The sequence below is a fragment of the Streptomyces aurantiacus genome, assembly GCF_027107535.1.
Lineage (GTDB): Bacteria > Actinomycetota > Actinomycetes > Streptomycetales > Streptomycetaceae > Streptomyces.
In genome coordinates, this window is record NZ_CP114283.1 from 6,641,885 (window position 1) to 6,660,547 (window position 18,663).

Annotated in this window: 17 protein-coding genes; 4 read left to right on the forward strand and 13 right to left on the reverse strand. The window is 71.8% G+C overall.

The window, feature by feature from the left end; genetic code table 11:
* Positions 1 to 18: 18 nt before the first annotated feature.
* The 4 genes from O1Q96_RS31625 to O1Q96_RS31640 all read right to left on the reverse strand — a co-directional run bounded on the left by O1Q96_RS31625 (position 19) and on the right by O1Q96_RS31640 (position 4,776).
* Complete coding sequence (locus O1Q96_RS31625; RefSeq protein ID WP_269251406.1) at positions 19 to 1,296, reverse strand: M14 family metallopeptidase; 1,278 nt, start codon at positions 1,294 to 1,296, stop codon at positions 19 to 21.
* Positions 1,296 to 3,263, reverse strand: a complete 1,968-nt coding sequence (locus O1Q96_RS31630) for a Xaa-Pro dipeptidyl-peptidase (protein WP_269251407.1) — start codon at positions 3,261 to 3,263, stop codon at positions 1,296 to 1,298. The genes O1Q96_RS31625 and O1Q96_RS31630 overlap by 1 nt, the downstream gene beginning before the upstream one ends.
* A gap of 468 nt (positions 3,264 to 3,731) precedes the next feature.
* The gene (locus tag O1Q96_RS31635) at positions 3,732 to 4,217 is read right to left on the reverse strand and encodes a F0F1 ATP synthase subunit B (RefSeq protein ID WP_269251408.1); all 486 of its coding nucleotides are present in this window, start codon (positions 4,215 to 4,217) and stop codon (positions 3,732 to 3,734) included.
* Positions 4,218 to 4,302: 85 nt separating this feature from the next.
* Positions 4,303 to 4,776: a macro domain-containing protein gene (locus O1Q96_RS31640; RefSeq protein WP_269251409.1), complete on the reverse strand. Its 474-nt coding sequence runs from the start codon at positions 4,774 to 4,776 to the stop codon at positions 4,303 to 4,305.
* 225 nt (positions 4,777 to 5,001) lie between these two features.
* Here O1Q96_RS31640 and O1Q96_RS31645 point away from each other — a divergent pair, with 225 nt between their 5' ends.
* A complete protein-coding gene (locus tag O1Q96_RS31645; protein WP_269251410.1) occupies positions 5,002 to 5,706 on the forward strand; it encodes a MerR family transcriptional regulator in 705 nt (234 codons plus the stop codon).
* Between the two features lie 171 nt (positions 5,707 to 5,877).
* Here O1Q96_RS31645 and O1Q96_RS31650 read toward each other — a convergent pair whose 3' ends face one another.
* From O1Q96_RS31650 to O1Q96_RS31670, 5 genes are all read right to left on the reverse strand, one after another.
* Positions 5,878 to 8,082: a 3-hydroxyacyl-CoA dehydrogenase NAD-binding domain-containing protein gene (locus O1Q96_RS31650; protein WP_269251411.1), complete on the reverse strand. Its 2,205-nt coding sequence runs from the start codon at positions 8,080 to 8,082 to the stop codon at positions 5,878 to 5,880.
* A gap of 39 nt (positions 8,083 to 8,121) precedes the next feature.
* Positions 8,122 to 9,336, reverse strand: a complete 1,215-nt coding sequence (locus tag O1Q96_RS31655; protein WP_269251412.1) for an acetyl-CoA C-acetyltransferase — start codon at positions 9,334 to 9,336, stop codon at positions 8,122 to 8,124.
* A 21-nt stretch (positions 9,337 to 9,357) separates the two neighbouring features.
* The gene (locus O1Q96_RS31660) at positions 9,358 to 10,500 is read right to left on the reverse strand and encodes an acyl-CoA dehydrogenase family protein (RefSeq protein ID WP_269251413.1); all 1,143 of its coding nucleotides are present in this window, start codon (positions 10,498 to 10,500) and stop codon (positions 9,358 to 9,360) included.
* A complete protein-coding gene (locus O1Q96_RS31665) occupies positions 10,497 to 11,636 on the reverse strand; it encodes a CaiB/BaiF CoA transferase family protein (RefSeq protein WP_269251414.1) in 1,140 nt (379 codons plus the stop codon). Before O1Q96_RS31665 ends, O1Q96_RS31660 begins: the two co-directional genes overlap by 4 nt.
* Positions 11,637 to 11,782: 146 nt before the next feature.
* Positions 11,783 to 12,103 (reverse strand): MmcQ/YjbR family DNA-binding protein, encoded by a 321-nt coding sequence (locus O1Q96_RS31670; RefSeq protein ID WP_269253802.1) that lies wholly within the window; start codon positions 12,101 to 12,103, stop codon positions 11,783 to 11,785.
* 173 nt (positions 12,104 to 12,276) lie between these two features.
* Here O1Q96_RS31670 and O1Q96_RS31675 point away from each other — a divergent pair, with 173 nt between their 5' ends.
* Together O1Q96_RS31675 and O1Q96_RS31680 are read left to right on the forward strand one after the other, a co-directional pair.
* The gene (locus O1Q96_RS31675; RefSeq protein ID WP_269251415.1) at positions 12,277 to 13,467 is read left to right on the forward strand and encodes a saccharopine dehydrogenase family protein; all 1,191 of its coding nucleotides are present in this window, start codon (positions 12,277 to 12,279) and stop codon (positions 13,465 to 13,467) included.
* A 165-nt stretch (positions 13,468 to 13,632) separates the two neighbouring features.
* Positions 13,633 to 14,529, forward strand: a complete 897-nt coding sequence (locus tag O1Q96_RS31680; protein ID WP_269251416.1) for an adenosine kinase — start codon at positions 13,633 to 13,635, stop codon at positions 14,527 to 14,529.
* Here the strand turns inward: O1Q96_RS31680 and mmpA are convergent.
* From mmpA to O1Q96_RS31695, 3 genes are all read right to left on the reverse strand, one after another.
* Complete coding sequence (gene mmpA, locus O1Q96_RS31685) at positions 14,510 to 14,656, reverse strand: morphogenic membrane protein MmpA (protein ID WP_269253981.1); 147 nt, start codon at positions 14,654 to 14,656, stop codon at positions 14,510 to 14,512. The two genes, O1Q96_RS31680 and mmpA, sit on opposite strands and share 20 nt — an antisense overlap.
* A gap of 88 nt (positions 14,657 to 14,744) precedes the next feature.
* On the reverse strand, positions 14,745 to 15,434 hold the full coding sequence (locus tag O1Q96_RS31690; protein ID WP_269251417.1) for an endonuclease V: 690 nt from the start codon (positions 15,432 to 15,434) through the stop codon (positions 14,745 to 14,747).
* An 81-nt stretch (positions 15,435 to 15,515) separates the two neighbouring features.
* On the reverse strand, positions 15,516 to 16,655 hold the full coding sequence (locus O1Q96_RS31695) for a YCF48-related protein (RefSeq protein WP_419586980.1): 1,140 nt from the start codon (positions 16,653 to 16,655) through the stop codon (positions 15,516 to 15,518).
* A 221-nt stretch (positions 16,656 to 16,876) separates the two neighbouring features.
* Here O1Q96_RS31695 and ssgD point away from each other — a divergent pair, with 221 nt between their 5' ends.
* On the forward strand, positions 16,877 to 17,296 hold the full coding sequence (gene ssgD / locus O1Q96_RS31700) for a spore wall synthesis regulator SsgD (RefSeq protein ID WP_469275069.1): 420 nt from the start codon (positions 16,877 to 16,879) through the stop codon (positions 17,294 to 17,296).
* A 388-nt stretch (positions 17,297 to 17,684) separates the two neighbouring features.
* Here the strand turns inward: ssgD and O1Q96_RS31705 are convergent, their stop codons facing one another.
* Positions 17,685 to 18,353: a GOLPH3/VPS74 family protein gene (locus tag O1Q96_RS31705; RefSeq protein WP_269251418.1), complete on the reverse strand. Its 669-nt coding sequence runs from the start codon at positions 18,351 to 18,353 to the stop codon at positions 17,685 to 17,687.
* Positions 18,354 to 18,663 lie beyond the last annotated feature (310 nt).

Genomic DNA, 18,663 nt, shown 5'->3' on the forward strand with positions numbered 1-18,663 from the left:
CCGCCGATCTCAACCGCCTCAGCAGTGGGTGTCGGGCTCCCCGACGGTCAGGTGGTACGGAGCGCGCTCGTCGAGCAGCAGCGGGACGAGGCCGCGCATGGACTGGCGCAGCGGTACGCGGGCGCCTTCCCCCGCGTGTCGCACCGCGACGCCGTGCAGGGCGAGCTCGTCCCCGACGTCCGCGTACTGGGCCGCCGTGAGCCGGTAGGCGCAGGGCGGGTCCCCGATGGTCTCGGACGGTTCGGCCGGGTCGTTGTCGGCGCCTCCCACGTAGACCGGTCCCAAGTCCCGGTAGCCGGCCAGCCGGGCCGCCGACGTGGCCGACTCGATGAAGCCGCGCCGTTTGCCCGTGAACGCGAACAGCCCGTCCAGAGCGGCCAGTTGCGAGTGGACGCGACGGCGGTTGTTGAGCGCCTCGTCGGCCTTCTCGGCCTCCGTGACGGGGTCGACGCGGCTCTCGATGAGCAGTCCGACGCCGTGCTTGATGCCGGACATGTTCCGCAGGATCCGCTCCTGTCCGTCGCCCGCCACCTGCCGGATCGGGTCGCCGGTCACCGGGTCGGTCCAGATGCCGTACGTCCCGGTCGAGTAGCCGGCGGCGCGGGCGGCGGGCCGCACGTACGCCGCCGACAGGGTCTGTGCCTCGTCGTGCACGGCCGGATCGGTGTTGAGGTTGCGCGGCCAGAGGTCGAAGAGGTCCTTGTCGTAGTACGGGGGCGTGGCGCCGTACTCGTGCAGGTCGTAGATCACGTCCGGCTTGCGGTCGCGGACGACGGCCGCCATGGCGCGTGCCTCGGCCGTCCGCAGTGAGAGATGGTCGCGGTTGATGTCGACGCCGTCGCTGTTGCCCCGGGTGTCGGCGGCCCGGCCGTCCGGGTTGGCGGTGGGCACGACGAGCAGCGTGGTGCGGTCGAGGAACTTCCGCGTGGCGGCGTCCTTCGCGTAGGCGAGGTCGCGGACCGTCGTCAGGCAGGCCTCCCGTCCGGAGGGTTCGTCGCCGTGCTGGCTGCACACCAGCAGCACGGTGTTGGCCGCGTGCCGGTTGCCGACGCGTACGAGCTGGAGCGGGCGGTCCTGTTTCGTGGTGCCGATCCCACCGACCGAGACCCGGCTGCTCGCCCGGTCGACGGCGGCGAGGAAGGCCTGCTCCTCGGGCTGGGTGGTCCAGCGGGCCCCGTCGGTCCGTTCGAAGCCGGTGCGGGGCGGGCTCGGGGACGCGTGGGCGGGTGTGGTGAGGAGGGGCGCGGTGAGCACCGCCGCCGTCAGCGCGACGGCGGCGGTACGGCGGGGCGTCATCAGTGGGTGCCTCCGAGGCCGGGGACGCGGTGCGTGGTGTGCGGTTCGCCGACGCCGTCGAGGGTGGCGTCGGGGTTGACGTGCGAGGATCCCGCGGTGGCGCGCGCGAAGGCAGCGGCGCCTCCGACGAGCGGCACACGGGCCGTTGTACGGGACAGGTCGAGCGTGAGCGTCGGGGTGCTCGACGGGGGGTCGATGAGGCCCTCGTCGGTGCCGGCGACGATCAGCGCGAGGCGGTGGCCCTTCGGGACGACGTGGTCGCTCGCGTGCAGGTCGAGGGTGATGGTGTAGCGCTTGCCCGGGGTGAGCGGGACGCCCTTCGTGTCGGAGGCGTGGTTGCCGAGGTCGGCCCAGCCGCGGCTGAACACGGTGTGGTCGACGTCTGCGGTCTTCGCCCGCGTCTCCTTGTAGCAGGAGCTGTCACCGGTGGTGCTCGGGCCCCAGCAGGTGCGGTCGGTGACCGTGGTGATGCCTTCGCCCGCGGTGGAGTAGTCGCGGATCGTGTCCGGGCCGAGGTCGACCAGGACCGCGGAGAGGTGGGCCGTCGAGGTGGTCGGTGTGACGGTGACGGTCACCTCGGAGGAGCCGGAGAGGCGGACGTCGCGGGTGAGCGGCTTGGTGATGAACCCGGCCTTCGCGGACGTCGACCGGTCGACCTGGGCGGCCCAGTCGGTCTCGTCCTGCTGCGGGTCGTCGGTGAACGTCTCGGTGCCCTTCCCGGTACGCAGTCCGAGGGTGCCGACGCCCGCCTGCGCGCCCTTGGCGGGCCGCAGCTTCACGGTGTCGGTGCCGCGCGGCGGCCAGACGTTCGAGGTGACCCACTGATCGGGGGCGCGCTCGATGTCGGCCATGGGTTCGTCGTCGATGCCGTTGTCGTAGCCGAGGAGTTCGTGGTCGAACCAGCGGTGCAGCGTGTCGGCCCAGTCGGCGCGGCGGAAGTCGAAGGGGTCGACGTGGCCGGTCTGGGACAGCCAGATCTTCCGGTCGACGCCGGCCTTCGCGAGACCGTCCCACCACTGGCCGAAGTGCTTGGGGCGCACGTTCAGGTCCTGCATGCCGTGGATGACGAACACGCTGGCGTCGACCTTGCGGACGTCCTTCACGTAGTCGCGCTCGGTCCAGAACCTGGTCCGGTCGCCGGTGCGCGGTGCTCCGTCGACGATCTCCTGCTGGACGGCCGCGCACCTGGCGCGGGCGTCGGGGCTCTCTACGTAGTCGGACAGCCACTCGGGGCCCGAGTCGTAGAGCGGGGCGCCCTTGGCGAAGTAGTAGTCGTACCAGGAGGAGATGGCTGCGATCGGGACGATCGTCTCCAGGCCCTCGACTCCGGTGGCGGCGACGCCGTTGGCGACGGTCCCGTCGTAGCTCTTGCCGATCATGCCGGTTTTCCCGTTGGTCCAGCCGGCCTTGGCCTTCGTGGTGCCCGTGCGGGAGGTGTAGCCCTTGCCCCGGCCGTTCAGCCAGTCGACGACGGCCTTCGCGGACTGGACGTCGGAGCGGCCGCCGACGTCCACACAGCCGTCGGAGCGGTTGGTGCCGGCGAGGTCGACGCCGACGAAGGCGTAGCCGCGCGGCACGAAGTAGTTGTCGTAGTACAGGGGCATCTGGACGACGTCGCCGTTCGCGTCGTACGTCTTGCGCTGGCTCTCGTTGCCACGCCCGCAGCAGGAGTAGTACGGGCTGGCATCCATGATCACGGGTATCCTGCGGCCCTGCTGGGCGGGTTCGCGCGGGCGGACGATGTCGACGGCGACACGGTCTGTCTTCCCGTCGCTGTCGCCGTCCAGCCCGGTGTCCACCCAGACGGACTCACGGATCGCGTTGTCGTACGAGTAGACGGGGGCGCTCTCCCGCGGAGCGCTCTGGGCGGCAGCAGGGGTGAGGAGCGTGGCCATCAGCGCGGCGGTGGCCGCCGTCGCGAGCGATCTCCAGGTGATGAGGCGCTTGTAGCGCGCAGATGTCCGCATGCGCGGAAGGTACTCCGGTCAACTCCTGTGCAAAAGAGGGCCGGTTGGGGTGCGTGGGATGACCGGCCGAGGTGTGGCTTGAAAGGTGCGTCGGGCGGGGTCGCTCATGTCGACCGATGGGCGATCGTGTGACACCTTGCGGCCTTCGCGGCATACGCGGAGGAGGTGTTGCGGAGGAGACGCCTTGGTGGAGGCGTCGGGGCAGCCGCTCGCGTCGCTGTCCGACACCTGGCTCCACCGCACGTCGAAGCCGGGAACGCCGGTGGCTCGACCGTCTCGATCGAGCCTCGGGCGCAGGGCGCAGGGCGCTCCGCGGAGGGTGCGGGGAATCACGCCGGTGAGCCGCACGCCGGTGGGGCGATGCGGTCGCGCCGGTGGGGCGGCCCGGCGCGGGTCGCGCCGGGCCGGACGGGCGGGCCCCCTCCCTTTACGGGGCCTGCCTGCCGAGCGGGGCCTGGGGGCTGCCTGCTAGGCGGGGCCCGGGGTCGGCGTCGTGGAGGTGGAGATGCGTTCTCCCACCACCCTGCTTGCCAGGTCCGAGGCCAGCTCCGAGACGGACATGCGGAGTTCGGCCTCGGCGGCGGCACAGTCGGCCTCTATTCGGGCCCGGCCCTCGGCCAGGAGGGCGTCGCGTTCGCGCATGCCTTCGGCGCGGGTCGCCGCCATGACGGCGGTGCCCTCTTCGAGGGCCCGCTGCCGGATCCTGGCGGCGTCGTGCCGGGCCTCGGCCAGCTCCGACTCCGCCTCGGCGCGCTTCTGCCCGGCGCGGGCCCGTACCTCCTCCGCCTGCTCGGCGACGCCTCTGATCGCCGCGTCCCGCGCGTCGAGCACCCGTTGCATCCGGGGCAGCACACGGACGAAGAACAGGAAGACAGCCGCGAACACCAGCAGCGCGTAACCGAGCTCGTGGACCTTCGGATTGAGTGGACCGATGGGGTAAGGAATGAGATCCATGACCACGACTTACCCGCTCATGCGTGCGCAACAACGCGCATCTGCGCCAGCGTTGACCGAAAGTCACCGGTGGGACGGACTCCGCTCAGGTCCCGTGGTCGTACACCGTCACCGCGACCCCCTTTCCGAGGAGCCGCTCGGCTATCAGCGGTTCCACACGTGACCACTTCCCGCCCGCGGGCCCGCATCCGATGCGCGGCATGTGCACGGACGCGCCGAGCTCGACCGCCTTCTCCGCCAGCGGGACGAGCGCCGCGTCGATCGCCTCGTAGCGGACGGGCACCCCCTTGCTCCCGGCCCTCGTGCCCCGCTGGCCGATCATGTTGGCCACCCACACATACCGGCCGACCTCGACGAACTGGGTCGCGCCGAGACCGAAGTCGTTGACCGCACGCTCACGGTGCCAGCGGCGATAGGCGGCCTCCGGCCACCGGTTCGACAGGGCGAGGACGAAGCCCTTGCCCCAGCCCCCTATGTCGTTGCAGACATGGGCGATCAGCTTGACTCCCCTGCCCAGGGGAACGGTGGCATCACCCCGGACATACGTGATCGCCGACATGACCCCACCGTACGGACCACCACCGACAGTCGGCCGCGGCAGCAGGCTCCCCTGCGACTGTTCACGGCTGGCGGCTGGCGGCTGGCGGCTGGCGGCTGGCGGCTGGCGGCTGGCGGCGCATGGGCGCACGGAGCGCACAGAGCGCAGAAGCTTTCACAACACAGCTGTGACAGCAATACTGTTGCACCGCATCAGGCGGCGGACGCGGCACCCGGAGGAGCAGGCATGGCGACGGACATCGGGGAGCCGACGCTCACCGTCGACGAACTGGCCGCGCGGGCGGGCGTCACGGTACGGACGGTCCGCTTCTACAGCACCCGGGGGTTGCTGCCGCCGCCCGTGATCGGGCCGCGCCGCGTGGGGCACTACGGCCAGGAGCACCTTTCGCGCCTCGCGCTCATAGAGGAGCTGCAGCACCAGGGGATGACGCTGGCCGGGATCGAGCGCTACCTGCAGCAGCTGCCGGACGGCCTCAGCGCCCACGACCTGGCCATCCACCGTGCCGTGGTGGCCTCCTGGGCTCCCGACGCTGCGGAGGAGATGGGCCGGGCCGAGCTGGAGCGCCGGGCGGGGCGCCCGCTCAGCCGAGAGGACCTCGACCGGCTGGCCGCGATGAGCGTCATCAGGGAGACGGACACACCGGACGCGTACCGCGTGGACCTCGGACTGCTGCGGCTGGGCGTCCGGTTGCTCGACGTGCCGATCGCGCACGAGACGATCCTCGCCGCACGCGCCGTCCTGATGGAGCACACCCGCGCGGCCGCGCACGAACTCTCCCTGCTCTTCCGGGACTCGGTGTCCGAGCACGACTCGGTCGAGGCGGTGAAGGATCTGTCCGCGCACATGCAACCACTCGTCGTGCAGGCCCTCCTGACGACGTTTCAGCGCTCGCTGACAGAGGAGCTGCGGGAGTGGCTCAAGGACTCCTGATCGGGTGCGGCCGACCGCTGTCCCCTCAAGTGGCCCAGCCGTCCCGCACGTCGAGGACCTGGCCCTGAGGCCTGCTCGCCGGACACGACCTGCACGAAGGCGCCGCCCACGCCCGCCGGCGAGGGTGGTATACCGCTCACGGGCACACCACTCCCTCGCCGGCGGGCCGGGTCACCGGTCGCTGAACCGCTCCCCCTTCTCCGCCTTCTCCACTAGCAGCGCGGGGGGCGTGAACCGCTCGCCGTAGCGCTCGGCGAGCTCCCGCGCGCGGGCCACGAACGCGGGCGGGCCGGCAGCCGCCCCGCCGCGGCTCTCGTATCCGTTGATGTACTGCAGGACGCCCCCCGTCCAGCCCGGGAAGCCGATCCCGAAGAGGGACCCGATGTTGGCGTCGGCGACCGACGTCAGGACCCCTTCCTCCAGGAGCCGGACGGTGTCCAGCGCCTCGGAGAAGAGCATGCGCTCCTGCATGTCCTCGAAGGGGATGCCGGCACCCTCACGGGTGAAGTGCTCACGCAGACCGGGCCACAGTCCGGCGCGCCTGCCGTCCTCGCCGTACTCGTAGAAGCCCCCGCCACCGCTGCGGCCGGTGCGGCCGAACTCGTCGACCATGCGGTCGACGACCGCCTCGGCGGGGTGGGTCGTCCAGGTGCCGCCCGCCTCCTCGACGGCCCGCTTCGACTCGGCCCGGATCCTGCGGGGCAGGGTGAGCGTCAGTTCGTCCATCAGGGAGAGGACCTTGGCGGGATAGCCGGCCTGGGCGGCCGCCTGCTCGACGGAGGCGGGCTCGATGCCCTCGCCGACCATCGCCACGCCCTCGTTGATGAAGTGCCCGATGACCCGGGAGGTGAAGAAGCCCCGCGAGTCGTTGACGACGATCGGGGTCTTCCTGATCTGCCGTACGAGGTCGAAGGCACGGGCCAGTGCCTCGTCGCCGGTGCGCTCACCCTTGATGATCTCGACGAGCGGCATCTTGTCGACGGGCGAGAAGAAGTGCAGTCCCACGAAGTCGGTCTGCCGCTCGACGCCCTCGGCGAGCGCCGTGATCGGCAGGGTCGAGGTGTTGGAGCACAGCAGCGCGTCCGGCTCGACGAGGTGCTGGATCTCCTGGAACACCTTGTGCTTGAGCGCCGGGTCCTCGAAGACGGCCTCGATGACGGCGTCGCAGCCGGCGACGTCCGCAGGGTCCGCGGTCGCGGTGATGCGGGCCAGCAGCGCGTCCGCCTTCTCCTGCGTCGTGCGTCCCCGGGAGACGGCTTTGGCGCAGAGCTTCTCGGAGTAGTTCTTGCCCTTGGCGGCCGCCTCGGCGGACACGTCCTTGAGGACGACGTCGATGCCGGCGCGGGCGCACGAGTAGGCGATGCCGGCGCCCATCATCCCGGCGCCCAGGACCGCGACCTTGCGGACCTGGCGGGGCTCGACGTCCTTCGGGCGGTTGGCACCGGAGTTGACGGCCTGGAGGTCGAAGAAGAAGGCCTGGATCATGTTCTTGGAGGTCTGGCCCGCGGCCAGTTCCACGAAGTAGCGCGCTTCGATGACCTGCGCGGTCTCGAAGTCGACCTGGGAGCCCTCGACGGCGGCCGCGAGGATGTTGCGCGGGGCCGGGTAGGGCGCGCCGTTGGTCTGCTTGCGCAGGTTGGCCGGGAAGGCGGGCAGGTTCGCCGCGAACTTCGGGTTGGAGGGGGTGCCGCCCGGGATGCGGTAGCCGGGCTTGTCCCAGGGCTGCCGCGACTCGGGGTTGGCGTCGATGAAGGCGCGGGCCTTGGCGAGCATCTCCTCGTGGGTGGCCGCCACTTCGTGGACGAGGCCGTTCTCCAGGGCGCGCTGCGGGCTGTACTGGGTGCCCTGGAGGAGCACCTTGAGGAGCGCGTCGGCGATGCCGAGCAGGCGTACGGTCCTGACCACGCCGCCGCCTCCGGGCAGCAGGCCGAGCGTGACCTCGGGGCAGCCGATCTTGGAGCCGGGTGCGTCGAGTGCGACGCGGTGGTGGCAGGCCAGCGCGATCTCGTAGCCGCCGCCGAGGGCCGCGCCGTTCATGGCGGCGACGACGGGCTTGCCGAGCGTCTCGATGCGGCGCAGGTCGCGCTTGATGGCGAGGCCGCCGTCGAGGAGCTGCTGGGCGGTCTCGGGCGTGACCCGGATGAGGTCGCGCAGGTCGCCGCCCGCGAAAAAGGTCTTCTTGGCGGAGGTGAAGACGATGCCCCGGACGGAGCCGGGGTCCGCCTGGACCTCCGTCTCCAGACGGTCGGCGATCGCGGTGAGCGAGTCCCGGAACGCCTGGTTCATCGTGTTGGCCGACTGGCCGGGGTCGTCCAGTACGAGGGTGACGATGCCGGTCTCGTCCTGTTCCCAGCGGATGGTGGTGCTCTCGGTCATGAGGGGTTCTCCGTAGAAGTCCGTCGGTCCACTGGGGGGTTACAGGCGTTCGATGATCGTCGCGATGCCCATGCCGCCGCCCACGCACAGCGTGGCGAGGCCGAACCTCTTGTCCTGGCGCTCCAGTTCGTCGACGAGCGTGCCGAGGATCATCGCGCCGGTCGCGCCGAGCGGGTGGCCGAGGGCGATGGCGCCGCCGTTGACGTTGACCTTGTCCAGGGACAGGCCCATGTCCCGGGCGAAGCGCAGGACGACGGCCGCGAAGGCTTCGTTGATCTCGACGAGGTCGATGTCGTCGATGGTCAGCCCGGCCTTGGCGAGTGCCTTGCGGGTGGCGGGCGCGGGGCCGGTCAGCATGATGGTCGGCTCGGAGCCGGAGACGGCCGCGGAGACGATCCGCGCGCGCGGGGTGAGCCCGTACCGCTCGCCGACCTCCTTGGAGCCGACGGCGACCAGGGAGGCGCCGTCCACGATCCCGGACGAGTTGCCGGCGTGGTGGACGTGGTCGATCTTCTCCACCCAGTGGTACTTCTGCAGCGCCACGGCGTCGAAGCCGCCCAGGTCGCCGATGTCCGCGAAGGACGCCTTGAGCCGGGCCAGCGAGTCCGCCGTGGTGCCCGGGCGCAGGTGCTCGTCGTGGTCGAGGACGACGAGTCCGTTGCGGTCCTTCACGGGGACGACGGACCGCTCGAAGCGGCCGTCCTTCCAGGCCGCGGCGGCACGCTCCTGGGACAGCGCCGCGTACTCGTCGACGTCCCGGCGGGAGAAGCCCTCGATGGTGGCGATGAGGTCGGCGCCGATGCCCTGCGGTACGAAGTTGGTGGCGAGGTTGGTCATGGGGTCGGCGAACCAGGCGCCGCCGTCGGAGGCCATCGGCACCCGGGACATCGACTCGACGCCGCCTGCGAGGACGAGGTCCTCCCAGCCCGAACGGACCTTCATCGCGGCGAGGTTGACGGCCTCGAGGCCCGACGCACAGAAGCGGTTCTCCTGGACGCCGGCCACGGTGTCCGGCAGTCCGGCGGCGATGGCCGAGATCCGGGCGATGTCGGAGCCCTGGTCGCCGACCGGTCCGACGACACCGAGCACGATGTCGTCGATCGCGGCCGGGTCGAGTCCCGGGAAGCGGGCCTGGATCTCGTGGATGAGTCCGACGACCAGGTCGACGGGCTTGGTGCCGTGCAGGGCGCCGCTCGCCTTGCCGCGGCCGCGTGGGGTGCGGATCGCGTCGTACACGTACGCTTCGGTGCTCACGGGTAAGCCTTTCAATGAGGGTCAGGCGAGCAGGGAGCGGCCGATGATCTCCTTCATGATCTCGGTCGTCCCGCCGTAGATGGTCTGGATGCGTCCGTCGGTGAAGGCCCTGGCGACGCGGTACTCCGTCATGTAGCCGTAACCGCCGTGCAGTTGGAGACAGCGGTCCGCGACGCGCTTCTGCAGTTCGGTGGCCCACCACTTGGCCATCGAGGCGTGCACCGCGTCGAGTTCGCCTTCCGCGTGGTCGACGATGCAGCGGTCGACGAACGCCCGGGTGACGGCGCACTCGGTGGCCATCTCGGCTATCTCGAAGCGGATGTGCTGGAGCCTGGACAGCGGCCGCCCGAAGGCCTCGCGCTCCTTGACGTACTCGGTGGTGATCTCCAGCAGGTACTCGGCTGCGGCGATCCCGACGACGGCGATGTTCAGCCGCTCCTGCGCGAGGTTCGTCATCAGGTGCACGAAGGCGCCGTTCAGTTCGCCGAGGAGGTTCTCCTTCGGGACACGTACGTCGCGGAAGAACAGCTCGGCGGTGTCCTGGGCCTTCAGGCCGATCTTGTCGAGGTTGCGGCCGCGCTCGAACCCTTCCGTGCCGCGCTCGACGACCAGCAGGGACAGTCCGCGCGCACCGCCCTCGGGGGTGGTTCTGGCGACGACGATCACGAGGTCGGCCAGGATCCCGTTGGAGATGAACGTCTTGGAGCCGTTGAGGAGCCAGTGGTCGCCCCGGTCCTCGGCATGGGTGCTGATGCCCTGGAGGTCCGATCCGGCGCCGGGCTCGGTCATGGCGATGGCCGTGATCAGGGACCCGTCGCAGAAGCCGGGCAGCCAGCGGCGCTTCTGCTCCTCGGTGCCGAGCCCCGTCAGATAGGGCCCGATGATGTCGTTGTGCAGGCCGAGCGCGGGCCCGGCGGCTCCCGCGCGCGCGAACTCCTCGCCGAGTGCGGCGCTGTAGCGGAAGTCGGCGACGCCGCCGCCCCCGTACTCCTCGGGGACGGCCAGTCCGAGCAGTCCCTGCCGGCCGGCGGCCCGCCATGACTCGCGCGAGACGATGCCGTCCTTCTCCCACTGCTCGTGGTGCGGGAGCACCTCCTTGGCGAGGAAGGTGCGGACGGTCTCGCGGAACGCCTCGTGCTCCGACGTGAAGATCTGCCGCTTCATTCGGGGCTGCCCTTCAGGAGGTCCGGTACGTCCCAGTCGCGGGCCACGCCCGCGGTGTCGGCGCCCGGCTGCGCGGGCCCGCCGCGGACGGCGGTGGGGGTGGCGGAGAAGCGGGGCGCGGGGGCGGGCTGGGTGATGCCGCCGTGGTCGGTGAAGGTGCCGCGGGCCGCGAGATGCGGGTGGTGCGGTGCCTCGCGCAGCGACAGCACGGGTGCCACGCAGGCGTCGGAGCCCTCGAAGACAGCGGTCCACTCGTCGCGCGTGCGGGTCCTGAAGCGGGCCGCCACCGCCTCGCGCAGCTCGCCCCAGCGGGAGAGGTCCTTGCGCGCCGAGGCGTACTCCCCGAGGCCGAGCAGCTCCACGAACTGCTCGTAGAACTGCCCTTCCAGCGCGCCGACCGCCATGTACCGGCCGTCGGCGGTCTCGTACGTCCCGTAGTACGGGCATCCGCCGTCGAGGAGGTTGGCGCCGCGGCGGTCCTGCCAGCCGCCGGCGGCCAGCATGCCGTGGATCATGGAGGCGAGGTGGGCGGTGCCGTCCACGATCGCCGCGTCCACGACCTGTCCGGCGCCGGTCGCGCGCGCGTGGTGGAGCGCGGCGAGGACGCCGACGACGAGGTACAGCGAGCCGCCCGCGTAGTCCCCGACGAGGTTGGCCGGGACGGCGGGCGGCTCGTCCGGGGAGCCGATCATGCCCAGGGTGCCGGTCAGCGCGATGTACGCGATGTCGTGCCCGGCGCGCGGGGCGAGCGGCCCGTCCTGGCCCCAGCCGGTCATCCGTCCGTAGACGAGCTTCGGGTTGCGGGCGTGGCAGGTCCCGGGCCCGACGCCGAGGCGCTCGGCGACTCCCGGCCGGAAGCCCTCGACGAGGATGTCCGCGCGCTCGACCAGGCCGAGGACACGGTCCGCGCCGTCGGGGGCCTTCAGGTCGACGACCACCGAACGCTTGTTGCGGTTGGTGATGTCGTACGCGGGGTCGATCGCGAGTCCCCCGCCGCCCGGCCTGTCCACGCGGACGACGTCGGCGCCCAGGTCGGCAAGGAGCATCGCGGCGAACGGGCCGGGCCCGATGCCCGCCAGCTCGACCACGCGCACCCCGGCCAGCGGGCCGTGCCCTGCTGTTCCTGCCGCTGCCATCAAGCCCCCAGCACTGTGACACAACTGATGTAACATCAGTGATGTTAAGAACGTGTTCCACTCCGCACAAGCCCCTGGCGAGCAAGCGCTCAGTCAATTCTGGTGGCCGGCGGAGACCGGGGGAAGACCGGTCGGAAGAGCGGGCCTCAGCGGGCGTCGAGCTCCGCTATGAGCTTCTTCGGCGCGATGGTGCGGTAGCTCTCCTCGATCCAGTCGCACAGCAGCTCCGCGGCCGGGGCGCCCTTCTCCTCCAGCGGGACGCGCACCCAGCCCGCCTTGCCCAGTCCGTACCCGGCGGGCTCCGCGCCCGGCGACGAGAGTGCGTGGGCGTGCGCCACCTCGTCCTTGAGCTTCACGGTGACACCCATCGGATAGCTGCCGTCACTGACGCCGAGGAAGACGAAGACCTTCTTGCTCACCTTCGCGACGGTCTCGCCCCAGGGGAACTCCTCGGTGGCTCCCGGCATCCCGAGGGCGAACTCCCGTACTTTCTCCCACTTCTTCAGGTCGTTCGTCGTCGGCGCCACGACTGCCTCCGGGTCCCTTTCGGCCCCACTGACGGGGTCCTGGTTCGGCTCCTCGCACCTCACGCTAGCCTCAGCCACCGACAACGGCGCGGGCTGAACGGCTGAGAGGTGCCATGAGCAGGCAGAACAGGACGGAGCGCGCGTACGACATCGTGCTCTTCGGAGCCACGGGGTTCGTCGGAACGCTCACGGCGGAGTATCTCGCCGCGCACGCCCCCCAGGGGCTGCGCTGGGCGATCGCGGCGCGCGACACCGCGAAACTGGAACGGCTGCGGGACCGCCTGGCGGCGATCGACCCGGCCTGCGCGGAACTGCCCGTGCTCCGGGCCGACGTCGCCTATCCGGCCTCCTTGCGGGAACTCGCCGAGCACGCGCGCGTGGTGGCCACGACCGTCGGCCCCTACCTCGAGTACGGCAAGGACCTGGTGGCCGCCTGCGCGGAGGCCGGCACCGACTATCTGGACCTCTGCGGAGAGCCCGAGTTCGTGGACCTCATGTACGTGCGGCACGACACGCGCGCGCGGGAGACGGGCGCGCGGCTGGTGCACGCCGCCGGCTTCGACTCCGTCCCCCACGACCTGGGCGTCTGGTTCACCGTGCGGCAGCTGCCCGAAGGCGTGCCCCTGACCGTGGACGGGTTCGTGCGGGCCGAGGGGATGTTCTCGGGCGGCACCTTCGCCTCCGCCCTCAACCAGTTCGCGCGCGGGCGGCACATGGTCGCCGCGGCGCGCGACCGCAAGCGGCACGAGCCGCGGGTGGTGGGCCGCCGGGCGTCCGCTCCACCGAGCGCTCCGCGGTACGCCAAGGAGCTGGGGGCGTGGGCCCTGCCGCTGCCCACCATCGACGCACAGATCGTGCGGCGGTCCGCGCGGGCGCTGGAACGGTACGGGCCGGACTTCCGTTACCGGCACTACGCGGCCGTCAGGACCCTGCCGTTCGCGGTGGGCGGGGTGGCCGGGGCCGGCGCCGTCTTCGCGGCGGCGCAGGTGCCGCCGGTGCGGCGGTGGCTGTCGGGCCGGCTGAAGCCCGGCGACGGGCCGAGCGCGCAGAAGCGGGCGGAGAGCTGGTTCTCGGTGCGGTTCGTCGGTGAGGGGGGCGGACGGCGGGTGTTCACCGAGGTCTCGGGCGGCGACCCCGGCTACGGGGACACCGCGAAGATGCTGGCGGAGTCCGCGCTGTGCCTCGCCTTCGACGAGCTTCCCCCGGTGTCCGGGCAGGTGACGACGGCTGTCGCCATGGGAGATTCGCTGATCGAGCGGCTTCGCGGGGCGGGGATCGTCTTTCGGGTGGCCGCGACGCGGTGATGCCTCGCCGTGGGACGCGCCGTAAGGCCCCTGCCGGGGCCGTACGGCCCTCGCCGGGCGGCCCGTCGTGGCCGGTCGCACGGTTCCCCGGACCCGCCACGCCACCCGCCACCGGGCACCGGGCACCGGGCACCGGGCCGAACCCTCACCAGTAAGGGATCACTGTTGAACAGCGAGATCGATGTCCTGGTTCTCGGCGGCGCCGGGGTCGACACCATCGTGTACGTGCCCGCGTTGCCGTTGCCCTGCGCGGACAGCCACATGGTGCCCGCGATCGAGACACGGGCCGGGCAGACCGGGGACTTCGTGGCGCTCGGGCTGCACGCCCTGGGGCTGCGGACACATCACCTCGACCTGGTCGGCGCGGATCACGCGGGGGATCTGGTGCGGGCCCTGCACCACGACCGGGGCGTCCCTCTCACCGAGGTTCCGCAGCCGGCCGGCACCAAGCGGGCGGTGAACCTCGTGGGCCCGGACGGGCGGCGGCTCTCGCTGTACGACAGCACGCGCGCGCGTGACGACGACCGGTTGCCCCCGGAGACCGTACGGGACCTCGCCTCGAGGAGCCGGCACGCGCACGTCTCCATCACCCGGCCCTGCGCCCACGCCCTCCCGGTCCTGCGTGAGGCGGGAGTCACCCTCTCGACCGACCTGCACAACTGGGACGGCACACAGGCCTACCACGAGGCGTTCGCCCAGGAGGCCGACGTCGTCTTCCTGTCGGCGGCCGAGCTGACGGACCCGGAGAGGACCATGCGGCGGATCGCCGAGCGGGGCCGGGCCGAGGTGGTCGTCGCCACCGCCGGGGCCGAGGGCGCGTACCAGCTGGTCGACGGCGAGCTGACGCGCATCCCCGCCGTCGCGCCGCCCGCGCCGGTCGTGGACTCGAACGGGGCCGGGGACGCCTTCGCGGCGGGCTATCTCTTCGGCAGGCTGACGGGTGAACCTCCCGAGCGGTGCGGCCTCTTCGGCGCGATCGCCGGGGCCTACGCCTGCACGGTGCCGGCCACGCGGGCCGACGTCATCGGGCGCGCGGAACTGCTCAGAGCTGCCACCCCATGACCGTGTAGATCATCCCGGCTATCCAGGCGACCCCGGCGAGGACCGCGAGGACCAGTGCGGCCATCACGGCACGCTCGACGGGCTGGCTGGGGCCGGCGGCGGGCTTCGGAGCACGGTGCGTCGTCATGCGGCACAGCCTGCCGATCATGCCGGGGTCCCGGCATCCGTACGGATACTCAGAACAGGTACTCAGAAACCGTACGCAGAAGCCGTACTCATCCGGTGGCCGCCCTCAGCTCCCGTCGGCACAGGGCGTCCGCCCGGCGGGTCGTCTCCGGGAGGCGGAAGCGCGGCGCGAGCTGGAGGGTGTGGGCGCAGGCGGTGTCCAGAGTCACCCGGTGGCCGACCGACACGAACACCGGCTTGATCCCCGCCTGGGTGCGCAGGGCCCGGCCGACCTCCTCCTCGCCCGCGAGCAGCGGGGAGGCCGATCCGCGTGCCTCGCCCGGCTCCTCGTACGCGAACGTGAAGGGGTTCTTGGCGACCCCGATCGTCGGGAGGCCGGTGAGGACGCCGAGGTGGCTCGCCAGGCCGAAGCGGCGGGGATGGGCGAGCCCGTAGCCGTCGCAGACCACCAGGCCCGGTGCGCACGGCAGGGCTTCGAGCGCGGCCAGGACCGCCGGGATCTCCCGGAAGGCGAGCAGCCCGGGAACGTACGGGAAGGACACCCGGCCGACGGCCGTGGATTCGGCGACCACGTCGAGCGTCGCCGCGTCGAGCACGACGGCCGCGGCCACGACGAGGTCACGCCCGTCGTCGTAGGCCACGTCCACCCCGGTGACGTGACCGCTGCCGGGCGGTGGCCCGGGTTCGTCGAGGACGACCCGGGTCCTCAACTCGTCCTGCACGGCCCGGGCCTGGTCTTCGGTGGCGGGCCAGCCCGCGGGGATGCGTACGGTCGTCATGGTGCGGTCGAGCCTAGGCCAGTCCCCGGGGCAGCCGGAGTCCGAGGCCGCGTGCCGACCTCGGACGGTCCGGCCGTCGTGTCAGCGTTCCAGCCGTGCCACCCGGCCCTTCTCGCCGGAGGCCCAGCAGGCCAGGTCGGGGGTGCAGTCCACGGTGTCGTACGAGCCGGTGTCCAGCGTGCGCCAGGTCCGTCCGCCGTTCGTGGTGAGGTCGGTGCCGGTGGGGCCGACCGCGAGGGCGGAGGTGCGGCTGTAAGGGAGCCAGGTGACGCCGGAGCGGTAGGCGGGCGGCGGCGTGCTGGCCGAGGCCCAGCCGCGGCCGCCGTCGCCGCTGACCGCGGCCGCCCGGGGTGAGGCCTGGTCGGCGCGGTAGTCGCCGCCGACCGCGATGCCGTGCGTGCGGTCGCGGAAGGCCAGCGCGAAGACTCCGCGCGCCGGATCTCCCGCCGGAATCGGGGTGTCGGCGGCCGTCCAGGTCAGACCGCGGTCGGCGGAGTGCAGCACGCGCGCGCGTGCGGCGCCGCCGGTGGCCATCCACACGTCACGCGGGCCCGAGGCGACCAGGCATTGCCCACTGGCCGCGAACCCCGCCTCGCCCTCCTGGGCCGCGGGCATGCCGTCGCTCGGCAGCACCTTCCAGGTGCGGCCGCCGTCGCCGGTCGACAGGATGCGGAACTTTCCGTCGACGGGGTCGCTCATCGCCAGACCGTGGCGCCGGTCGAAGAAGGTCATGCAGTCGTAGAAGGCCTTGGCGTCGGTGTTGCGGAAGGATTCGGTCCAGGTCGCGCCGCCGTCCTCGGTGCGCAGGACCCTGGACGCCTCACCCTCGCCGATGGCCAGCACTACGGCGCGCCGCCCGTCGAAGGCCTCGACGTCGCGGAACTCCAAGTCGGCGGCCCCGGGCGGCGACACGTTCCGCCAGCTCGCGCCGCCGTCGGTGGTGCGCAGCACGGTGCCCTTGGATCCGGCCAGCCAGGCGGTCTTCCGGCTGACGGCGGAGAGCCCGCGGAAGCGCGCGTCCGTGCCGCTGTCCTTGAGGTCCCAGTGCGGCGGTTTTCCGCCAACCGGGCCGGCGCCCTGGCCGTGTCCGGCGCCCGGTCCGTGTGCCTGCGCCGGAGCCGTGAGAGCGGCCGCGAGAGCCGCCGTGCACACTCCCACCGTCAGCAGGCGCCTCGTGAGTCCCGTACGTCTCGTTCGTCGCGTCTTCCCCAAGCCCCTCATGGCGGGCGAAGCTAGCCCACTCCCCCGGTCGCGTCCAGATGCCCCGGGAGGCATCGGAGCCCACTCCGGAAATCAACGATCACTCCCGTGATTGAAGGCGGTGACGGAGGTCACTAGGACTTCATGCGTTTTCGCAGGCACGGATCGGCCGGTTCCGACGTCTCTACAAGTGCCGGCTCATCCGTCCGCAGTTCGTCCGTCCGTCACAAGGGAGCAAGGCGTTGTCCACCACCGTCATCGAGCAGCCCGTAGAGGCCCGCCTCGTCGCCGCCGCGCCGCGGATGCCGAGCATTCCCGCCACACTCGGCTACGATCCGCGCGATCCCTTCGCCGTCCGCATGTCCTTCCCGGCCCCGTCCACGCTGGAAGGCGTGGAGGTGTGCTGGACGTTCGCCCGCGAGCTGCTCGCCTCGGGGCTGGAGGAGGAGGTGGGGCACGGGGACGTGCGCGTGCGGCCGTACGGCTACGACCGCATCGTCCTTGAGTTCCACGCCCCGGAGGGCACCGCCGTGATCCATGTGCGCGCGGGCGAGCTGCGGCACTTCCTGGAGAGTTCGACGGAGTTGGTGCCCGTCGGTCTGGAGCACCTGTACCAGGATCTGGACCACGAGCTCACCGAACTGCTGCGGGACTCCTGCTGACGCTTCGGGAAGCAACCCCCGGCGGACGCTCCCCGGTGGACGCTCCTCGGCCGTCCCCCTTCGACTGAGCGGTCGACGCGCCTTCTCCAGCGGGCGTCGAGTGGTTCGCCGTGGCCGAAACCGCACACCAGCCATTCCCAGGACCCACGGCTCGTACGTCCTCGTGCCCAGCAGCTCCCGCGCGGCACGGCGGACCGGTGCGAGCGCTGCCCGCGCGATGCCGACCGGTCGGCGCGGCGGACGCCGGACGACGTCCCACCACGATGCGGGCGAAGCCCAGCGAGGACAGCGAGGACAGCCCCGTGACGGACGGGGCGCCGGGCTCGCCGTCCCGTCGAGCGGGCCCTTCACGCCATGTGCCGAGCCCCGGCCACGACCGGTCCTCGGCTCAGTTCCCGGACACCCCGGCGGTCGCCATCGACCCGACCACCGCCGAACGCACCTCCTGGACCGCCTGCTTCAGAGCCGGAGTGGCCGGCCCACTGCGTTCGGCCAGGGCCCGGACGCGCTCCTCGTACTGCCGCCGCTCCCTGCCCGACAGCAGCGTGCGCAGCTCTGCCGCGGCGGCGAGGGCGACGAGCGCCGCGTCCCGTTCGGAGACCTCGCCCACGGGCAGCGGACCCTCCAGAACCAGCCGTGCCTCCGCACGCAGCCCGTCCACGACGGCGACCCGGTCGATGCCGTACTCCACGGTCGGGAACACACCGAGCACCCGGGTCTTGTCGGCGCGCAGGTACCCGCCCGCGGCGAGCTGCGCCTGTACGGCGTCCAGCGTGATGCGGGCCCGCAGCGAGACCCAGGTCTTCCACCGGTGCGGCCGGGACTCCTCGACGAGTTCCAGGAGCCCGTCGAGGACCGGGTCCCCGGTCCGGCCGTCGGGATCCGTGGGCGTCGCGATGCCGTCGGCGTCGGCGAGCAGCCCTCGCTGCGCCAGCTCGGTGAGGGCGCCGGCCCGGACCAGGTGCGGGAGGTGGGCGGCGCCGGTGACCTTGAGCTTCGTGGTGTCCCAGGCCAGCAGGTAGAGACGGGCGGGCAGCGAGAGCGGACCGTTGGGCACGGGGTCTCCTTACAGCGGTCGGGGACGGGGGTCACGTTAATTCGTTGACAGCCGCACGGACCCCTCCTACGGTTTGAAGCGGTTCTGTTGCCGCCGAACGGAGAAGGACGTTGCTCGTCTGAGGTCATGAGACACCGCGCCACACGTGTCATCCGTGTGTGCGCAGCGTGCGACCTCGAATCCGAGCCGTCCCGCGGAACAGGGCCTTTCCCCTGTTCCGAGGATGTCCTGAGGACTGCGTCAGTCCTTTCGGCCGTCGTCGCCTCCCGGTGTCTCGATACGCGTCGCCCCTGACCGCATCAAGCATCGT